General features: G+C 51.3%; 16 protein-coding genes and 2 tRNA genes. 5 read left to right on the forward strand and 13 right to left on the reverse strand.

The window, feature by feature from the left end:
* Positions 1-280: 280 nt before the first annotated feature.
* Genes FOE74_RS08575 through FOE74_RS08585 form a run of 3 tightly spaced genes read right to left on the reverse strand, consistent with a single transcriptional unit; the run spans position 281 to position 3,528 of the window.
* The gene (locus FOE74_RS08575; protein ID WP_149098198.1) at positions 281-1,732 is read right to left on the reverse strand and encodes a hypothetical protein; all 1,452 of its coding nucleotides are present in this window, start codon (positions 1,730-1,732) and stop codon (positions 281-283) included.
* 3 nt (positions 1,733-1,735) lie between these two features.
* On the reverse strand, positions 1,736-2,149 hold the full coding sequence (locus FOE74_RS08580) for a hypothetical protein (protein WP_149098199.1): 414 nt from the start codon (positions 2,147-2,149) through the stop codon (positions 1,736-1,738).
* 2 nt (positions 2,150-2,151) lie between these two features.
* Positions 2,152-3,528 carry a hypothetical protein gene (locus tag FOE74_RS08585; protein WP_149098200.1) on the reverse strand — a complete coding sequence of 459 codons (1,377 nt, stop codon included), beginning with the start codon at positions 3,526-3,528 and terminating at the stop codon, positions 2,152-2,154.
* 334 nt (positions 3,529-3,862) lie between these two features.
* Between FOE74_RS08585 and FOE74_RS08590 the strand changes: the two genes are divergently transcribed.
* Positions 3,863-4,228 carry a cupin domain-containing protein gene (locus FOE74_RS08590; RefSeq protein ID WP_149098201.1) on the forward strand — a complete coding sequence of 122 codons (366 nt, stop codon included), beginning with the start codon at positions 3,863-3,865 and terminating at the stop codon, positions 4,226-4,228.
* Between the two features lie 83 nt (positions 4,229-4,311).
* On the opposite strand, the gene FOE74_RS08595 is transcribed toward FOE74_RS08590, so the two are convergent.
* The 5 genes from FOE74_RS08595 to FOE74_RS08615 all read right to left on the reverse strand — a co-directional run bounded on the left by FOE74_RS08595 (position 4,312) and on the right by FOE74_RS08615 (position 7,720).
* Positions 4,312-4,521: a hypothetical protein gene (locus FOE74_RS08595; protein ID WP_149098202.1), complete on the reverse strand. Its 210-nt coding sequence runs from the start codon at positions 4,519-4,521 to the stop codon at positions 4,312-4,314.
* Positions 4,522-4,540: 19 nt separating this feature from the next.
* Positions 4,541-4,613, reverse strand: a tRNA-Thr gene (locus tag FOE74_RS08600).
* A 101-nt stretch (positions 4,614-4,714) separates the two neighbouring features.
* Positions 4,715-4,787 (reverse strand) — tRNA-Thr (locus tag FOE74_RS08605).
* 130 nt (positions 4,788-4,917) lie between these two features.
* Positions 4,918-7,053, reverse strand: a complete 2,136-nt coding sequence (locus FOE74_RS08610) for a DUF349 domain-containing protein (RefSeq protein ID WP_188686539.1) — start codon at positions 7,051-7,053, stop codon at positions 4,918-4,920.
* Positions 7,054-7,165: 112 nt separating this feature from the next.
* Positions 7,166-7,720 (reverse strand): YqgE/AlgH family protein, encoded by a 555-nt coding sequence (locus FOE74_RS08615; protein ID WP_308422687.1) that lies wholly within the window; start codon positions 7,718-7,720, stop codon positions 7,166-7,168.
* A 215-nt stretch (positions 7,721-7,935) separates the two neighbouring features.
* Between FOE74_RS08615 and pdxH the strand changes: the two genes are divergently transcribed.
* From pdxH to FOE74_RS08630, 3 genes are read left to right on the forward strand one after another with little or no spacing between them, the layout of a single operon-like run.
* On the forward strand, positions 7,936-8,589 hold the full coding sequence (gene pdxH, locus FOE74_RS08620; RefSeq protein ID WP_149098204.1) for a pyridoxamine 5'-phosphate oxidase: 654 nt from the start codon (positions 7,936-7,938) through the stop codon (positions 8,587-8,589).
* Between the two features lie 42 nt (positions 8,590-8,631).
* A complete protein-coding gene (locus tag FOE74_RS08625; RefSeq protein ID WP_149098205.1) occupies positions 8,632-9,909 on the forward strand; it encodes a DUF1015 domain-containing protein in 1,278 nt (425 codons plus the stop codon).
* Positions 9,896-10,465 carry a Maf family nucleotide pyrophosphatase gene (locus FOE74_RS08630; RefSeq protein WP_149098206.1) on the forward strand — a complete coding sequence of 190 codons (570 nt, stop codon included), beginning with the start codon at positions 9,896-9,898 and terminating at the stop codon, positions 10,463-10,465. The genes FOE74_RS08625 and FOE74_RS08630 overlap by 14 nt, the downstream gene beginning before the upstream one ends.
* Positions 10,466-10,739: 274 nt before the next feature.
* Here FOE74_RS08630 and FOE74_RS08635 read toward each other — a convergent pair whose 3' ends face one another.
* The 4 genes from FOE74_RS08635 to sdaAB are packed head-to-tail and all read right to left on the reverse strand — an operon-like array spanning position 10,740 to position 15,278.
* The gene (locus FOE74_RS08635) at positions 10,740-11,744 is read right to left on the reverse strand and encodes an NAD(P)H-dependent glycerol-3-phosphate dehydrogenase (RefSeq protein WP_372428190.1); all 1,005 of its coding nucleotides are present in this window, start codon (positions 11,742-11,744) and stop codon (positions 10,740-10,742) included.
* Positions 11,741-13,123, reverse strand: coding sequence for an efflux RND transporter periplasmic adaptor subunit (locus FOE74_RS08640; RefSeq protein ID WP_149098208.1), 1,383 nt, complete (start codon positions 13,121-13,123; stop codon positions 11,741-11,743). Before FOE74_RS08640 ends, FOE74_RS08635 begins: the two co-directional genes overlap by 4 nt.
* Positions 13,124-13,130: 7 nt before the next feature.
* Positions 13,131-14,597 (reverse strand): TolC family protein, encoded by a 1,467-nt coding sequence (locus FOE74_RS08645; RefSeq protein WP_149098209.1) that lies wholly within the window; start codon positions 14,595-14,597, stop codon positions 13,131-13,133.
* Positions 14,598-15,278, reverse strand: a complete 681-nt coding sequence (gene sdaAB, locus FOE74_RS08650; protein ID WP_149098210.1) for an L-serine ammonia-lyase, iron-sulfur-dependent subunit beta — start codon at positions 15,276-15,278, stop codon at positions 14,598-14,600.
* 223 nt (positions 15,279-15,501) lie between these two features.
* Here sdaAB and FOE74_RS08655 point away from each other — a divergent pair, with 223 nt between their 5' ends.
* Complete coding sequence (locus FOE74_RS08655) at positions 15,502-16,470, forward strand: tryptophan 2,3-dioxygenase family protein (protein WP_149098211.1); 969 nt, start codon at positions 15,502-15,504, stop codon at positions 16,468-16,470.
* 575 nt (positions 16,471-17,045) lie between these two features.
* On the opposite strand, the gene FOE74_RS08660 is transcribed toward FOE74_RS08655, so the two are convergent.
* A complete protein-coding gene (locus FOE74_RS08660) occupies positions 17,046-18,521 on the reverse strand; it encodes a RagB/SusD family nutrient uptake outer membrane protein (RefSeq protein WP_149098212.1) in 1,476 nt (491 codons plus the stop codon).
* Positions 18,522-18,535: the final 14 nt, after the last annotated feature.

The raw sequence follows: 18,535 nt of genomic DNA on the forward strand, positions 1-18,535 counted from the left end.
GTTTTTAAGGTGTTTTCAGGAAAAGAAGCCTGAATCAGCCTTGGCTATCCAGGTGCTCTTTCCCTATTCCTTTTACTATTCCTCTAAAAGAGGCTATTTGTCACTTCTGCGCCCCTCTTTGTAAGAGAACTGGGGATGTTTCTCATGCTGATGAAGCTTTCTATTTAATTCTCAAGCTTAATTGCTAATTATGCGCAATTACAGAGAACAAAAGATCACGGTTCTTCCACCGGCTAATCATTCCCATACCTCCCTTCTAAGGGCGACGGAATCCGTGATTCTAGGAATACTTTAGCTTGTCTTCTACCAGGTTCTTGGTGGCAATCTCAAAGGCTTTGATAGTGGCTTTGAACGCTTCACGGTCTGATACAGATTCTGAGGCCCGGTTCAGTTCTTTCACAAAAGCCCCTTGTGAGATTCCCTTGTTCAGGAAGCCCGTCTCCACTTGCTTGTCAGCGACCATGCGGTTAAAGTCAGGCTCGTTAAGGTGGAAGGCGGAGAAGGTGCGCTCCATGCGGCCCAGTTCTTTCAGCCAGCTTTCATACCCAAAGTCATGGCTGGACAGGAATTTGTTCAATTCCTTGAAAACAGGCTCATTACGCATGGCCCCGTTGAGGTCCACGCCTTTGGCATAGGCTGCCTGGGCATCATCCGGCACATGGGTGTTGAAATAGCGGGAGAAGTAGTGGAACCGGATCAATTGCTTGGCAATGCGGTCGCGCGTTTCCTGGTCAAAATGCGAGAACTGCACATTATCCACGTCTTCGCGCAAGCCAAACTCATGGAACAGCGCATTGCCAGTCAGGTCATTGTCAGAGTAATCCATGAAGTCAATCACCGACAAGGCGCTCAAGAGTTCCACTAGGTGGGCATCATTCTTCTGGCTGGCCCGGCCCGGGTTGTTCTCCAAAGGTTTGTCTGGCGTATCCCCCATGTAATAGGTAGCATTCACCCCGGTGAGGTGGTTCTGGTAATAAGACAGCGCGTCTTTGGCCTTGGTGGTGAAGGTATTGGAATCAATAAAGTCTGCCTCTACCCCGGCAGCCGGTTGTTCCAATGAGAAGTACGGCAATACTACCATGGCTCCCGTGAGCGCGGAGTTCAGGCTGGAGGCATTCGGAAGCTTTGAATGGCTGTCTTTGAAGTTCTTGAGCAAGAGCGGAAATCCGGCAGCCCCGGTTCCCCCAAAAATGGAGCTCACGAAGAAAATACGGTCCCCAGCCTGGAAGTTGGAGGCGAAGAAGCGCATCTCCGGTGAATCAATGATCTCATTGAGCACCACGCTGCCCACGTTGGGACTTCCTCTGAAACCTACGTCCAGGCTGTTGTTCAAATTCTCTGGAGTGAACAGCAGGTCTACCAGCGCCTGGGAGTCTATGTCCAGCTGGTTGTACCCAACATGGTCTTTGAACGGCTTGTTGATGCCCCCGAAGTCATACACGAACGAGTCTCTGATTTTAGCGGCCCCGTCGCCGGCAATGCTGGAAAGGGTGCTGATGTTGGTATGGAAGAAACCTTCGTCGCGTTTGCCCAGCTGGTCGTGCAGGTGCTTGTAGGTTTTGAGCAGTTCAACGGTACGGTTCATGTCCCCGTTCTGGGTGTCGGGGTCAATGATAATAGGGACTATTTTATCACAATTCTTGATCTTGACACCGGCCGCCATGAGCATCACCAGAGAGCGGATGACTCTGGAGCCCGTGCCACCAATTCCGAATACAAAAAGTTTTGCCATAGGTTATTTTGTGTGTGGCCATTTCATAGGAGTCGTCCAGGCCTGGACAGATCCTTTCTTAAGCAATAGAGAAAAAATAAAAAACAGGATGAGGCTGAGGATCGCGTTCACCAAAGCAAAGGTGTAGGTGTAGGAATGGGTTTCTACGCCATTGCTGCTCACCTGTGAAATAGGCACGATAAACGCGATCACGGCATTGATGATGAGCAGGATAATCCAATGCTTGGGTTTGTACAGGCCGGTGCTCATGGCCCGGTTCAAGACATAATAATACAGGAGAACCAATGCCAATGAAATCAGAATCAACTGTATGCCGGTGTTAGGGAAAATCACCTCTCGGTAATCATTGGTAAAATTGGCAGGCATAGGCCTACCCAGGAACAGCTCATACAGGCCGGAGAAGAAATTTTGGATCATCCTTATTTGGTTTCTTTGTTAAACTTCATTGTCACACTAAATACAAATTCGCTTTTATCACGGTACAGCGCCTGCACCCCTTCCATGATCTTGTTCAGTTGGTACGTTTTACGGGGAGCTGCGGCCGGGTTATTGTCATTGGTGGTGGTCCATTGATTGATCCAGGTAGGCACCACCTGCGGCAACTGTAGCGTGATGGATCCGGCATTGGCGGTTAATTGCGGGACGTGTATCCGCACAAAGTGCGTGTACTTTGCCAAATCTGGCGTGGCCTTCACTTCCTCTGATGCCGCAATTACTGTACCAATAGCTGCTTTGCCGCCAGTCATGGCCAGCTTCAGGTTCCGCTTCAGAAAGCCCACGTCCTGCATGGAAGAAGGTAAGTCTTTCAGGTCCAGGCCAATGGTAAATTCTACGGGTTCTTCTTTCTGCGGACCTAAATTGATGCTGGTGCACACCTGGGCGGTACGGCTGGTACAATACACAACGCCAACCGGCCGGAAGATATTGGATTTAAGCAGGGCAGAGAAAGGGATAGATGGGTAGTTGAACCCGAAATAGGCCTGCTGGGCCGGCAGGTTCCGCAGCACTTTGTTGATCACCGTCTGCACCTCCTGCTGCTTGCCAATGACCCATATGTAGAACGGGACTTCTTTTCCGGCCAGGGTCTGCTTTACCGCCGGCTTCTTCACCGCCGGGTAGTAGTTCCCGAAGAAAGGCGAGGCTTCAGCCAGGACCGCCACCACCAGGTTTTGGTGCTCCGCCTGTTTCAGGCTGCTTCTGATGTCTGAATCAAGTGACAGGAACTGACCTGGGTTGTTGGGGTCCGGCCCATGAATGAAGTCAGAGACGATCACACTCACCGCTCCCTTTTCCATGGAGTTTTGTAGGGCTGCCTCCAACAATTGAGGCAAGGGCGTGCCCCGTACATCGGCGTTGATGCCACTGACAATGGTGTTTTTCAAAACTCCGTAAGAAACACTATCCAGCACCGGATTGCCCTGTGCGTTCTGCTTGGCCAGGTAATAGCGGTGGTCGTCTACGTACACGCCATCCTGCACTTCTGAAATCAGCTTGTTCAGGCGGCTTTGGAACGTGGTCGGTTCTTTGTCAGCGGCCGGGGGTGGCATAAAGCCTTTCATGCCGTTAGACACCTCCAGGTACAGGTCTACGTCTACCTTAGTTGCCGTAGTGGGAGCCGGAGCCGGGTTAGAAGCTTGCGAGCGGTTCTCTTGGGTGGGGGCTTCCTTGACAGGGGCCTTGGTAGTTTCTGGCGAGACAGTTTCCTGGCTGGCTTCCTTTTTATAGCAGCCCGTAAAAGCCAGCGCACCCGCCAACAATAGGATTTTACTTCTACCAATACACCTTGTTCTGTACATGCTCTTTGTATGAGTATTAATGGGCACTTACTTACAATATAGTAAAAAGGTTATCTTTCAAAACATCCAAAGCGGGACTAAAAAAACGCCTAAAAGGTAAAATCTTTGCCTTTAGGTGGTTGCAGCCATGGCTTGTTGAAAAAGCAATATATAAAAAAGGAAATGAACCCCCTCTTTGACCTAATAATTGACTCTTATGTAGGTCTTTATAATGAACCGTTTTCCCTTCTCCTTCCTGTAAACGAAATTTTAACGTTAGCAGGGGCCAATTATTTGGGGATTGTCAACTCCTCTCCCCGTTTTAGGTATACTATTTCAATAAGAACCAGAAAACATGATCACAGCCTACAAACTTTTTGCCGGGGAAGATGGCCATTCGTACTTCCAAAAAGGCACCATCACTGAGAAACAGCTGACGGGCGTGGAAGCGCTTCATTTCAAAGAAACCCCCGCTGACTACGCTTATGACTGGCACACCGCCCCTACTACCCAATACGTGTTAACGTTATCAGGCACCCTCCAATTCACCACCAGTCTGGGAGCTACCTTCATCATACACCCAGGCGATGTGCTCATTGCCATGGACACCGTGGGCAGCGGCCACAAATGGCGCATGCTGGGGGATGAACCCTGGAAACGGGCGTATGTGGTGTTTCAAAAAGACACCCAGATAAATTTTGTACCTGATGAAGGAGAATAGCCTCTTCCCGTAAGACTAGGACCGGGTTGCAGGTAGAAGAGAGATTTATTTATAAAGCCTTGGGCTGAAGGGGGAACCCGCGGTCAAGAATCTTCCGGAGAGTAAGAAATGGGGTTTTGCGGCCTATTTTCAGTAAGTAAACCTAATACAGGAGATTGCTCGTGATGGCTTTCCCAAGGCATGAAAACTTGGCCTGGAACCAAAAGCCCCTTGATGTTTTCAGGCTGTTTCTGCAAAAAGGCTGTTTTTGCAGAAACAGCCTGAAAACAAAAAGCCCTTACCGGCAGGGCCAAGTAAGGGCTTTTAAAAAAGAGCCTCCTGCCGGGATCGAACCAGCGACCTACTGATTACAAGTCAGTTGCTCTACCAGCTGAGCTAAGGAGGCTTTTGCCATCCTGTTTCTGGTAGGAACAGGAAGCGGTAATAAGGTGAATTTCTATAAAAACAGCCTTGTGAGAAGTACACTGAAGGTGTTTTTTTTTAAGGAGCCTCCTGCCGGGATCGAACCAGCGACCTACTGATTACAAGTCAGTTGCTCTACCAGCTGAGCTAAGGAGGCTTTTGCTGTCGGAAACCCAGGTGGTTTCTGAAAGCGATACAAAAGTAGAGGTCTTTTTGATATTTGCAAAAAGACCTCTTAACTTATTTGTTTCCTTTTGATAAAGGGCCTGAAAGTCAATCAGAAAAATTTAGGAGCGCAGGGCTTTCAACTGCCTTTTCAGGTGCTGGATGCGGTTCTGGGCCTCGTCAATCTTTGATTGGTATTCTTCCCGCAGCTTCTCGGCATTCTTGGAACGCGCGAAGAATTCAATGTTGGTTTTCAGGGTAGAGATGTCGTTCTCCAGCGAGGTGATATCGCGGCGCAGGTGCTGTTCTTTCTGGTACAGCTTCTGATCCCCATCTGGGCTGGCCTTGAGGTGGTTCAACTGCAATTGGAACAGGGTCTGCTCTTTCTGCTCCTTGTTCATCTCGGGCACCTTGTCCAGGTACTTAGACAGCAAGGAATGGAACCGGTCTTCTACCTTTGGGTTGCGCTTGGGTTCATTAGAGAACGCGTGCCATTCCTGATGGATCTGGTTGAACTCGTCCAGAGAACCCACAAAGGTAGGGTCTGCCACTTTAGAAGCCAGTTGCTCGCAGTAGGTCTGCTTTTGCGCCGACAACTCATTCAATTGGCTTTCCTTCTGCTGGGCCTCCTGGTGCAAGCGGTCAAAAAATGCGTTACAAGCGGTGCGGAATCTGTTCCAGATCTTGTCTGAGTACTTGTCTGGCACCCGGCCAATGGTTTTCCATTTCTTTTGCAGCTGAATGAGTTTTTCCTTGGTGCTGTCCCATTCTTCGCTGTTCTGCAGACTTTCAGCTTCTTCGCAAAGGGCTACCTTCTGGCGGTAGTTCTGCATCTTCTCTTCGTCCAAGGCCTTGAAGAAGGTGTTCTTGTGGTGGAAAAAGGCCTTGTAAGAGCTCCAAAAGGCCTTGTTCACCTCCTCCGCGTTTTCTTTGGGCACCAGGCCGGCCGCATCCCAGGCTTCTTTGAGTTGCTGGATCTGGTCTGTTTTATCACGCCAGTCATTGATGCGGTCTGAAGTGAAGTGGGAGAACTGTTCAATCTGTGCCAGCAATTCTTTCTTCTTGTCCAGGTTGGCCATCTCTTCGGCTTTTCTGGATTCAAAGAAGGCTTTCTTGCGCTCATGCACCTGCTCAGAGGCCTGGATGAACCGGTTCCACACGGGGTCGCGCATGTCATTGGGCACTGGGCCTATGTGCTTCCACTCATCATGCAGGTGCCGCAGTTCCTGCAACGCCTTGTTGATGTTCTCCTCTTTGGCCAAGCCTTCGGCCCGCTCGCAGAGCAGGTTTTTCGCATCCAGGTTCCGCTTCCGGTCCAGCTCCTTCAGTTCAAAGAAGATGCTGCGGTTGTTGTAATACATGTCCAGCAGGGCGTGGTAGGAATTCCACAACTGCTGGGCCTCTGCCGTAGGAACCTGGCCAATGGCTTTCCACTCATTCTGCAGTTCTTTGATGGAGCTGCCGCTGGTCTGGGTCTCAGAAGATTCAATGAACACCCGCAGGCGCTCCAGCAACTCCCGCTTTCTCTGCAGGTTCACCACCTTCTGTTCTTCTTCCTGGCGCTGCTCCCGGAACTTGGCTTCCCGGAACCGCTGCATGGCCTGCTCCACATCTTTGTGCGACCGCGGGGCGTTGTACTCAAAGTCATCTGTTGAGCCACCTTCGGCCACAAACCGGTTCAAGGCTTCCTGCCGCTCCTCCTGGAACTGCTGCTCATATACCCGGTACAGGGTGCCCAAAGCCCGGCCAGATTTGCGGGCATTTCCTTCCTGGGCCAAGGCCAGAATGCGGTTTCTTACTTCCTCAATGGGAAGATGCGAGAAATCCTCTTCCAAATGAAGCTCTTCCTCTTCAGGGTGCACCTCTTCAGAGGCCGGCATGGCCGGAGCAGGCTCAGAGGCACCTACGCCTTCTTGTTCAGTGGCAGCTGCTGGGCTTTCCACATTAGTCTCAAACTGGGCAGGCGCTGTTCCTGGGCTGTTTTCTGGCTCTGCCGATGCATCTGCGGCAACACCACTGGCCTGGCCAGGGTCTTCCGGGTCTGCTTCCATGGAGCCCATGGCCGGCGTTTCAGTGGCCAGTACACTGGACTGGGTGAGGTCTGGGTCTACCTGAGGGGCAGCTACGTCAGAGCCATCTACAGGCGAGGCGCTACTAGAGGCGGGGGCTTCCTCCACGGCAGGTGATTCTTCCATCATGTCCGCAGGGTTTCCTGGTTCCTCCTGGCGGCCATTTATCTCGGCTATACGGTCTTCCAAGATTTTACGCTGTTCTTGCGCCGGATCCTGGTTCGTTCTTTCTTCCGTATTTCCGATTTGCTGATTTTCCGGATCTTGGTTCATCATTCACGTGGGGCTTTGCGCCGTTGGATTAGTTTAAACTTGGGTCTGCGGGGTAGTTGGCGTACATCTTGTATTTGCCTCCCATTTCCTTTAAAATATCGCGCCACAAGGTATTTGTATTCAAAGAAAGCAATTTATTCGCAGCATTGTTATTAACAAACCAAACATTTTTCTCAATTTCTTCCTGTAACTGGCCCGGGCTCCACCCGGAATAACCCACAAAAAACCTGATATCGTCCTGTGCCACCAAGCCTTGGTTCAGCAGGCGGGTGAGTTCTTCGAAGTCGCCTCCCCAGTACAAGCCCTCTGAGATGGGCTGCGCCTCAGGCAGTTGCGCCAATCGATGGATGTAATGCAGGGTGTTGGGTTGCATGGGCCCTCCTACTGCCAAGGCCATGTCAAAGACCTCTCCGTTCACTTCCACCACATCTGATAAATGGAGGGCAGAAATGCGGTTCAGCACCAGGCCTACGGTGCCTTCTTTGTCATGCTGGCAGATGACCACCACGCTTCTTTCAAAGTTGGGGTCTCCCAGGTAGGGCTCTGAGATCAATATGCTTCCGTTCTGTATCTCTTTCATCATCTTTCTTGCCATCTGTTCCCTGGATTTTGCTCTCTATACTTACTGTATCGGTTTGCAATTGGTTTGCGGGAGCGGTTGAATTGCTTTCTATTAACGCGGGCAAAGGTAGGGTGGTATCTGCTAAGAACTAAAAGAAAGGCCTTTTTTAGGTGAACCTATACCTTTTCAGGAGAAAGCCCTACTTTTGGCTTCCACAACCTGTCAAGCCCCACGCCATGGAAAAACCCTTGTCTCTCGCTGATATCAGGATCAACTATTCCTTGAAGGAACTCACCCAGGAATCTGTTGCCCAGGACCCGCTCCAGCAATTTGGCACCTGGATGGAGGAAGCCTTGGCGGCCAAGGCCGATGAACCCACGGCCATGACCCTGAGCACGGCCACAGCCCAGGGGCGGCCCACGGCGCGGGTGGTCCTGCTCAAGGCCCTGGAGAAGGCAGGCTTCGTCTTTTACACCAATTATGAGAGCCGCAAAGGCCAGCAACTCCAGGAAAACCCCTTCGCCGCCCTTACCTTTTTCTGGCCCTCGCTGGAACGGCAGGTTCGCATAGAGGGAACCGTGGAACGGGTGCCGGAAGAGATGTCAGACGCGTACTTCCAGAGCCGCCCCCGGGGCAGCCAGATTGGCGCCTGGTCATCGCCGCAAAGCCAACCCATACCCGACCGGTTCGTTCTGCAGCACCTGGAACAGGAATACACCGCTAAATTCAAAGACCAGGAAGTGCTACCCCGGCCAAGCCATTGGGGTGGGTACCTGGTGCGGCCTCAGCGCATAGAGTTCTGGCAGGGCCGGCAAAACCGCCTGCATGACCGGCTCCTGTACGAGTTGGAAAGCAGCGGGAACTGGCGTATCCAGCGGTTGGCCCCCTGAGTTATGCCGGTCTATTTCAAAAAACAGTCTTAAAACCTGGCCATGGCTGAAATACTTCCCATCAAGGGGTTTCGGTACAACCCTAAACTGCCCTTTTCCATTGACGCACTCACCTCCCCGCTTTTTGACGTGGTGTCTATAAAGCAGCGGCAGGCGTTGTACAGGAATTCCTATAACAGCATCCACCTTTCGGTTCCCCCGGGGCCTGACCCCGCTGACAGTGCCCGGCGAACGGTGGAGCATTGGAAACGCGCCGGCATCCTGCAGCAAGACCCGCTGCCCGGCATTTACGTGTATTACCAGTATTTTACCCTCCCGGGGTCCAGCCGGGAATTCTGCCGCAAAGGGTTCATGTGCCATATCAAAGCCTACCCCTGGGAAGACCAGGTGATCCTGCGGCACGAGAACACTATTCCGGCGGCGGTGAATGACCGCATTGCCTTGCTGGAGGAAACCCAGATGCATACCAGCGCCACCCATGGCCTCTTCACCGACCCAGAGTTCACCCTGGAGCAGTACATGGACGAGAGTATCACCTCTCCCCTGTATGAATCAGAGGATTACCAGGGGGTGCGCGATGTGCTCTCGGTGATTCATGATGCGGAGGTGATTCAGAAGTTCGTGGACCTGCTTAGAGACCAACAGGTGATTCTGGCAGATGGCCACCACCGGTACGAGGGGTCTTTGCAGTACCGCCAGAAGATGCTGCAGGCGTACCCGGATACTACCGGGGAGGAGCCTTTCCATTATCACTTGATGTACCTCACCAACGCCGCCTCAGATGATTTAAGAATACTGCCAACCCACCGGCTCTTAGATACTTTGCCTTTGGCACCTGAAGTTTTCCTGGAGAGGCTGCAAGAATTTTTCACGGTGCTTCCTATTGCTGACCCTTTTGAACTGGATGAGATCATCACCGGTAAGAAATGGGCGTTTGGGGTATACCTGGAGGGAGAAGCCTACAAAGTGCGGCTGAAACCTGAGGTGCACGCGCAGCTTTCCTGGCACATGCCGCAGGAAGTAAAAGACCTGGACCTGACCGTCATGCATTACTTTATCCTGGAGGAGGTGTTGGGCATTCCGGCGGAGGAACAGAGACAATACCAGGGCCTCTCCTACGTACGCTCCTTTGCCGAGTGCCTCTCCAAAGTGGATGCCGGAAAAGCCCAGCTCGCCCTTATCACCAATGAGGTGAAAATGGAAGAAGTACAGCGGGTGTGCCATTCTGGTGCGGTTATGCCCCAAAAATCAACGTTCTTTTACCCCAAAGTCATTTGCGGGTTTTTATTCAGCTCAATCGCAGAAAATGAATTCCACTAGAAACCTTATCCTGGCCTCTAATTCCCCACGCCGTAAAGAACTGCTCACCAACCTGGGTCTCACTTTTGAGGTGCGGGTAAAAGAGGTAGACGAAAATTACCCCCCGGAACTGGCCCGCGCGGAAGTGGCCGAATACCTGGCCGCCCACAAAGCCAGTTTCTACCAGGAGGGCCTTAACCCGGAAGACGTCATCATCACCGCCGATACCATAGTCTGCCTGGATGAACTGGTACTGAACAAACCATATGACCACGCCCAGGCCACGCGTATGCTCACCATGCTGTCGGGCCGCAGCCATGAGGTGTATACTGGCGTTTGCCTCCTGAGCCAGGAGAAAAGCTTGGTGTTCCATGACGTGACCACCGTGCACTTCCGTGACTTTACCCGCGAGGAGATTGACTTCTACATCAACACCTACAAACCCTTTGACAAAGCCGGTAGCTACGGCGCCCAGGACTGGCTGGGATTGGTGGGCATTGAGCGTATTGAAGGCTCTTACTTCAATGTAATGGGGTTACCGGTTCACCGGTTGTACCAGGAGTTGCAGACGTTTTAGGTTTAGGTATCCACTCAAGAGAGGTGCTTGGTTGCTTTAGCCTGATGGGCCGGAGACAAGGCAGTGCCTTGTCTCTACAGAAACCTCCTAATCCCGAATTAAGCGTTTTAGGCGCCTTTTCAAAGAAGGAGGGCTAAAACACCGGGAAGTCCTTTTCTACCTTCTGCGGATGCTTTCCTGGATAAGGGATCTTTTTATTAGAATAGCCCAGAAACAGAAAGCCCACTATCCGCAAATAGTGGGCTTTCTGTTTCTGGGCTATTTTTGAAAATCTTTATTTAAACTTATCTTTCAGGATTTCAATTTCCACGCCCGGCGCGATCCGCTCATATAGAATGTTGTACACGGCCGTAGTAATGGGCATTTCCACGTTTAGGCGCTGGTTGAGCTGGTAGATGCTCTGCACGGCATAGTAGCCTTCGGCCACCATGTTCATTTCTACCTGCGCTGATTTTACGGTATAGCCCCGCCCAATCATGTTACCGAAGGTACGGTTGCGGCTAAATTGAGAATATGCGGTCACGAGCAAATCACCCAGATAGGCGCTGCCTTTCAAATCGCGGTGCAGGGGCATGAGGGCATCCAAGAACCGCTCAATCTCCTCCATGGAATTTGACACCATCACGGCCTGGAAGTTGTCGCCGTAGTTCAGGCCGTGGGCAATGCCGCAGGCCAGCGCGATGACGTTCTTCATGACGGCGCAGTACTCAATCCCGTCAATGTCATCTAGGGGGTTGGCCTTTACGTACCGGTTGCGCAACAAGGCACAGAACATCTCGGCGCGGGCCAGGTCATGGGAGCCAATGGTAAGGTAAGACTGCTTTTCCAGGGCCACCTCCTCGGCATGGCAAGGGCCGGCAATCACGCATTGCCGGTCGCTTGGTACGCCGTAGGTCTGCTCCAGGAAATCTGTGATCAGCAGGTTCTTACCAGGTATCATCCCTTTCACCGCAGATACCAAGGTTTTCCCTTGGAAAGCATCTGGAGGAAGGGCCTCCAGGGCCTGTTCCACGAAGGCGGCTGGTACTGCTAAAATGACCCACTCCGCGTTAGCCACCGTTTCCTGGATGTTATTGGAAGGGTGCACGAACTCCAGGTCAAAGCGCACGCCGCTCAGATACCGGGGGTTATGGGCATATTGCTGGAGGTGCTGCACGTCTTCTTTGCTCCTCAGCCACCAGCTAACGTCTGTTTTATTCTCTGATAGTATTTTCACCAAAGCGGTGGCCCAACTGCCTCCGCCTAATACGGCAATTCTTTCTCTTTCCTGCAAGGCTATTTATCTTCTGTCTCTTCTTCCTCTTCTTTCAGTTCTTTGCTCAGGGCTTTCTCGTCTTTCACAGTAACTAAATCACCTTCTTTAAGTTGTTTAGACACCGCCTTGAACGGACCTGAGACTACTTCCTGGCCAGGCTTCAACCCTGAGAGAATCTCTATGTTGTCAAAGTCACTGATACCGGTTTTCACTTTCACCATCTTCACCTTACCACCCTCATGCACGAACACTACTTCGTCTGGCCGGTCTTCGGCCCGCACAGGCTTATCGCCTTCTCCCTGCGCTACCGTGGTAGTGGGGGTTCCTTTAGGTTTGTCCTTGGCCCGCGTGGTCACAGAAGCCAACGGCACCGATAATACATTGTCTTTCTGCTCCGTGATAATATCTACGGAGGCGGTCATACCAGGCCGGAACGGGGTGCGGCCGTTTTTCTGGATCAGGTCTTGGTAGGAGTCGTTCAGTAACCTGATGCGGACCTCAAACTCGGTTACCGCTTCTAAAGTGGCGGCGTCTTTGGCAGTATTGGCAATGGAGGTCACCACACCCCTGAACTTCCGGTTAGAGTTGGTGTACGAATCTACTTCCACCAAGGCTGAATCATTTAACTGAACCCGTACAATGTCGTTCTCGTTCACGTTCACCCGTACTTCCATGTTGTTCAGGTTAGCGATGCGCATGATCTCTGTACCCGCCATCTGGGAGGTACCCACCACCCGCTCGCCACGCTCTACGTTCAGTTTAGAAACCGTGCCGCTCACCGGGGCATAGATGGTGGTCTTGTCTAAGTTCTTGCGTGATTCATCTAAAGAAGCATTGGCACTGCGCACCGTAGACTCAGCGGCCCGAACGCTCTGCCGGGCAGCATCCACTTCAGCGCGGTTGGCCTCGTACTGGGCACGGGCCGCGTCAAACTCTGACTGGGATATCACTTTTTGGTCAAAGAGTTTGCGGTTACGCTCATACGACTGCTGCACATTCTTGCTGTTAGCCAGGGCCTGGTTCAGGCGGGCTCTGGCTTGGGCCAGGTTAGCGCGTTGCGTGTTCACAGAGGCCGACTGCATCTCCACCATGGACTGGTAATTGTCGGGCCGGATGCGGAGGAGCAACTGCCCTGCCACCACGGAATCACCCTCTTTCACATACAGCTCAGTGATTTCGCCTGATACGTCTGGGCTTATCTTTACCTCAATCTCGGGCTGCACTTTGCCGGAGGCACTTACCTTTTCTATGATGGAGGCGGGTTTGGCTTTGGCCACTGCTACTTCTATCCCTTCTTCCTTGCCAATCCAGCCACTCTTTTTTGCTACTAATAAACCTACCAGCAGAAGCACTAGAAGGCCTCCCAAAATGTAGATCAGTCTGTTTGATTTGCGTTTTGCCATGAGTTGCTTAGAGAGTAATGGTTTTGCCCTGGTAGAACTCCAGGAACTTGAGTCTGAATGTGTAATCGTATTTAGCCTGGATAATGTCAGATTGGGCCTTCACTAAGTTGTTGCGGGCCACGTTGAAATCCACATTGTTGATGAGGCCGTTGTTGAGCCGGATCTCCGCGTTCTTGTAGGCTTGTTCAAAGGCTTCTAATTGCCTTTTGGCGGCCACAAACCTTTTCTGCGCCCCAATTGCATCTGTGTAGGCACGGGCAATGGTCTGTTTCAATTCGTTTTTGGCAATGTCTGAATTGATCTCTGCGTTTCTGAGCCCAATTTTTGATAGCTGCACATTGTTGCGCACCCTGAACCCGTTCAAGATGGGAACGCTCAGGTTCAACCCAATGAACTGACCAATGTTATCTTGTAACTGGTTAAAGTAAGGGTACTCCCGAGGGGTCCTTTGAACGGAAGGGTTATAAATATAGAGGGGCTGGTTCATGTTCTCGTCCTGGTAACCCACCAATGTTCTTTCAATGAAAGGATTACCGAGCGAAATCAAGGAAGACCCGCTGGAATACCGGGTATTGATGCTTCCCACCAGATTCAGGCTGGGGTGATAGCCGCCTTTGGCAATGGCAATGGATTTGTCTGCGCTCTGAATCCGTAGTCTGGCCCGCAAAATCTCCGGCATTCTGTCTGAGGCGGTGGCGTACACATCTTCGGCATCGAAGCCAATCACCGTTTGGTCAGGATCTGGGATGTTTGGGATAACAATGGAGAAATTGATTGGATTGGCATCTGTGAGGTTCAACAGCTGGATCAACTGTAGTTCAGCCAGCTCAATATTATTCTGGGCCGTGATGATATTCAGTTCATCACTAGCTATTTGTGCGCTCAGATCTAATACATTGCTTTCAGGCACGCTCCCAGCTCGGAAAAGCTTTTGGGTACGCTCCAGTTGGCTTTGGGTCAGGTTCAACCGCTCCTGGTTCGTTTTAAGGATTTCCTGGTTGAGCAAGACGTTCATGTACGCGGTGACCACGTTCAGGGTAACGTCATTCTGCACCTTCTGCTGGTCCAGTTGGCTAGCCTCTAACTCCAGTCTGTTGCGCTTGATGGTGTTGTTCGTCTGCAACCCACTGTAGAGGTTCACAGAGCCACTAACCCCCACATTACCCGACCAGATCTGCGTGTTTTGGATCTGGTTCCGCACCGGGTCCAGAAAAAAACCGTTGTTAAACCCATGCGAGCCGCTTCCGTTGATGGATGGCAATTGGCTTGCCCTGGATTGTTTCACATCAATGGCCGACTGCTCTATGGAAAGGCCCGACTGCCTGACCTGCAGGTTGTTTTTGGCAGCATGCTCCACGCAACGTTCTAAACTCCAGACAGACTCTGCGGGGGATGATGTTTGGGCCAGGGAAAAGGTGTGGCAGCCAATGACCAGCCCCAGCGTTGAGAGTAATTTTGAGGAAAAACGTCGCATTTATAAGTCAATGTTAGGGATGTAGATCACATTCTTTACCCAACTCAGTTGCCGCAGGTACTCTAGTGAGATTGGGCGCAACCCAGAATCCATTTCTATGAATTGGCGGGCCACCTCGTTGCGGCCTTTCCGGGACACGTTCATGGTGGCAATGTTACAGTCATCATGGGCAATGATGCTGCTGATAAAGGCGATGCTGCCCGTCACGTCATCGGCGTCAATGATGAGGGTATGCAGGTTGGCGGAGAAGTTGGAAGGAAAGCCATCCACCTCCACTATGCTGATCACCCCGCCGCCCCGGCTTTGGCCTATCACCTCGGCCGTCCGGCCATCTGGGGCGGTTAAATTGAGCTTGATGGTATTAGGGTGCATGGTGGAGGCGTTTCCCACGGACTTAAAGGTGTACCTTAACCCCTGCTCCTTGGCATGGTCAAATGATTCCTTAATCCGGAGGTCGTCGGTTTTATAATCCAGCAAACCGGCAAGAATGGCCCGGTCACTGCCGTGCCCCTCATAGGTGCGGGCAAAGGAGTTGTAGAACGTAATGGTCGCCTCTTCCGGGATAGTCCCTAGAATCCTGATGGCGGCCCTGGCTATCCGAACCACACCGGCGGTATGGGAACTGGAGGGGCCAATCATTACAGGACCTATCATATCAAAAATGCTACTTTTCTCTGCCATGGTCTTCGTGCGTTCTTCCAGCACCAAAGTTAAATATATTGTTCAGCCCAAGGCACCCCTTGCCTAAAATTCCAAATCGCCTCCTTCTAATAGAGAAGCCGGAAGTGGTTTCTGATGGTTTGAGCCCCGGTAATTCTTCCTTTAGGAGCAAAACCAATCCAAATAGTTTTACTTTCTTTGTCGCAAGTAAAGAAAGATAATTACAACATATAGAAAATAATATATGGCAGATCCCTCCTTCTCACCCCAGGTTCTGGAACTGCTGGAGCGCCTCCAACAGAAATACCGCCCGCTGGGCCAAGACCTGGCTTCTTACCTGGAAGGGCTTTTGTACTCTGATTTCCTCAACTACTGGGACTACATTCACCTGGACACCCTGCTGAGCCTGCAGACCCCCCGCACCAAGATCCCAGACGAGGAGATCTTCATCATGTACCATCAGATCACCGAGCTGTACTTCAAGCTTTGCCTGCATGAATACAAGCAGATTGGGGAAGACCCTGCCCCCACTGTAGACATGCTCATTATGCGGGTTGGCCGCATTAACCGGTACTTTGAGAATTTGATTGATTCTTTTGAGGTGATGGTAGACGGCATGGGCAAAAATGAGTTCCTGCGGTTCAGGATGGCCCTCATGCCCGCCAGTGGTTTCCAGTCAGTGCAATACCGGAAGATAGAGATCTGCTCTACTGACCTGCGCAACCTCACTGACAAAGCCAGAAGAGAGGCCCTTGGGCTGCAGACCACGCAGGAGGAGATGTTTGGCTGCATCTATTGGAAAGAAGGCGCCACCGAGGCCGCCACGGGGGCCAAGACCCTAACCTTGTTGCAGTTTGAGGAAAAATACTCGCAGGAGCTCTTGCAGCACGCCCGTGAATACCAAACCAAGAATGTGTGGCACGTGGTTAGCCAGCTTTCGCCGGAGGACCGGCAGAACCAGAAGCTCATCAACCACCTGAAGGAGCTGGACAGCAACGTGAACGTGAACTGGCCCCTGATGCACTACAAGTCAGCCGTGCGCTACCTGCACCGCGACCCCGACATGATTGCCGCTACCGGCGGAACCAACTGGCAAAAGTATTTACCACCCAAATTCCAGAAACGCATTTTTTTCCCAGAGATCTGGACCCAGGAAGAAAAAGACAATTGGGGCAAGGGATGGGTCAATGATATCATAGGGGAAGTAAGTTAACGGCTCGCCTTTCCAAAGGAATAAAAGGAACAGCCCCGAAAAGGAGCTCTTTTATAGAAAGGAGCCACTTTTCCGGGGATGTTCATTTTTAGAGATGAATGTGTTTAGGGATTGTTTTCTGAAAATAGGCCTTAAATGTAGGGAAGGCATTTTTAAGTGAACTGATCTACCTTCACCTATATTATAGAAGGTCCTTTTTGGTTTGTTTCTAGGTAGTTATGGCAAGTTAAAACTAGAATCTGGCTGGTTTATCCATCTGTTGTGCCAAGGTGGATTCCAAGATTATTTTTTTCGGAGCGAAATCAGGCTTGTTTTAAAAAGTGCATACAAACCGCCTCTGTCTGTATGATGAACTCATTCCTGAAAATTGCTGGCCCCTGTTAGTTGAAAAACTTTAATGGCAAGGAAGAGGGCATTATTAGCTGAGAACTCATACTTGAAGAACCTTTTAAGTTAGGTGGCAAGCTATTTTTGATAACTGCGTTTTAGGGCTATATTTCAAAAGTAGGCCCTAAATAAAAAATGGCTGCCCCTAAAAAGGGCAGCCATTTTTAAAAGCAATACAAAAGCTCAGCTTATGGGTTCTGAGGTCCGAAATTAGGGTTGTTGATGGTCTCCAACTGAGGGAACATGTAGATAAACAGGTCGCTGTTGGCAGGTGTGGTACCAATCACAGCAGTGTGGTTACCGGTACGTACCAATGGCTTCTGCAGACGCTTGATGTCCATGAGGCCAAATCCTTCGCCGTACAGTTCCTTTCTTCTCTCTACCCAGATCTCATCAACCAGGGCCGCATCAGTGGTAGTAGGCTTTACGGCATCAGCAGCTACGGTGAAGCGCTGCTGGCGTAAGGTGTGCACCAACTGCTGGGCAGCGTCATGCTCGCCTAGACGAGCCTTGGCTTCCGCCTCAATCAGGATCATCTCCGCTGAACGCATCAACACGAAGTCACCGCTCAGGTCAGGTAAGTCTTTAAACTTGGTCACGGTGTAGCGGTTTGAGTTGGTGGTACCAACGGCTTCTTGAAACTCCCGGCGGGCATCAGTCAAGGCAAATAACTCCACAAATTTGTCATTCGCGCGAATGTTGTTGTAGCCTCTGCGCACATACGTTCTGTTGCCTTTGGAATCAACCGTGTAACGGCCGTCCATGGTGGAATAGAAAGAGGCGAACGCTACCTGCTGGTCAGCAGACTGGGCTAAGCCCCAGATCCACTCGCCGCTGGTATAGGTATTGAATCCTTCTTTCCATTGGGTAGGAGTCATCAAAGAATAACCCTGGCGTGCTTTTACCGCATAGTCTGCGGCTAACGCCCATTCTCCCATTTCCAGATACACCCGGGCCAGCAAACCCTGCACCACGTTTTTGTTTACGCGGCTTTTAGATACTCTGGAAGTGGAAAGCCCCTTTTCAGCGGTGGTAAGGTCTTCTACTATCTGAGTATACACTTGCTTAAGGGTGGCTCTTGGCTTTCCTTCGGTGTTGATGGTGGTTTGCTCCAACACCAACGGTACCGCCAAGGCTTCCGGGTTTTTCAGGTACGTATGCTGGTAGGTACGGGCCAGGTTGAAGTACCCAAAAGCCCGTAGGGCCTTCGCCTCTGCCTCAAACGCGGTACGCTGTGCCTCGGTGATTCCAGGTACTTTTGGCGCATTCGCGATGATGTTGTTGGCGTTGGTGATCATGTTATAGTTGGTGGCCCATAACATGTAGGTTCCGCGGTACGTGGGGAGTTTGTTGTCCAGCTCGTACTGGAACACAAACCAACCAGCGTTGGCCATCAGATCCTGCCCCATCACATCCCAGGTAAGGTTGAAATGTGGAACTCCGTAAGAGTCGTGGCTTGGGGTGGAACCGGAGTTCAAAGGAGCATCACGCATTAACCGGTAAATACCCGTTAAGGCTGCCTCTACCGCCGCCGGCGAGCTGAACGCCTGCTCATAAGACGCCGCATTGGAAGGAACCGTCTCCAGAAGATCATCCTGGCAGGCCCCAAGTCCCAGCGCCGCGCCCAGAATGATGGTATATATTCTTGCTTTATTAATTTTCATCTACTCTAGTTATT

It is taken from the genome of Rufibacter glacialis (assembly GCF_008271745.1).
Lineage (GTDB): Bacteria > Bacteroidota > Bacteroidia > Cytophagales > Hymenobacteraceae > Nibribacter > Nibribacter glacialis.

Coding starts and splice junctions, on each gene's coding strand:
- FOE74_RS08655 (WP_149098211.1), top strand. CDS start 15,502: ATGGCAGATCCCTCCTTCTCACCCCAGGTTCTGGAACTGCTGGAGCGC.
- pdxH (WP_149098204.1), top strand. CDS start 7,936: ATGGAAAAACCCTTGTCTCTCGCTGATATCAGGATCAACTATTCCTTG.
- FOE74_RS08585 (WP_149098200.1), bottom strand. CDS start 3,528: ATGTACAGAACAAGGTGTATTGGTAGAAGTAAAATCCTATTGTTGGCG.
- FOE74_RS08580 (WP_149098199.1), bottom strand. CDS start 2,149: ATGATCCAAAATTTCTTCTCCGGCCTGTATGAGCTGTTCCTGGGTAGG.
- sdaAB (WP_149098210.1), bottom strand. CDS start 15,278: ATGGCAGAGAAAAGTAGCATTTTTGATATGATAGGTCCTGTAATGATT.
- FOE74_RS08625 (WP_149098205.1), top strand. CDS start 8,632: ATGGCTGAAATACTTCCCATCAAGGGGTTTCGGTACAACCCTAAACTG.
- FOE74_RS08645 (WP_149098209.1), bottom strand. CDS start 14,597: ATGCGACGTTTTTCCTCAAAATTACTCTCAACGCTGGGGCTGGTCATT.
- FOE74_RS08590 (WP_149098201.1), top strand. CDS start 3,863: ATGATCACAGCCTACAAACTTTTTGCCGGGGAAGATGGCCATTCGTAC.
- FOE74_RS08630 (WP_149098206.1), top strand. CDS start 9,896: ATGAATTCCACTAGAAACCTTATCCTGGCCTCTAATTCCCCACGCCGT.
- FOE74_RS08640 (WP_149098208.1), bottom strand. CDS start 13,123: ATGGCAAAACGCAAATCAAACAGACTGATCTACATTTTGGGAGGCCTT.
- FOE74_RS08615 (WP_308422687.1), bottom strand. CDS start 7,720: ATGATGAAAGAGATACAGAACGGAAGCATATTGATCTCAGAGCCCTAC.
- FOE74_RS08575 (WP_149098198.1), bottom strand. CDS start 1,732: ATGGCAAAACTTTTTGTATTCGGAATTGGTGGCACGGGCTCCAGAGTC.
- FOE74_RS08660 (WP_149098212.1), bottom strand. CDS start 18,521: ATGAAAATTAATAAAGCAAGAATATATACCATCATTCTGGGCGCGGCG.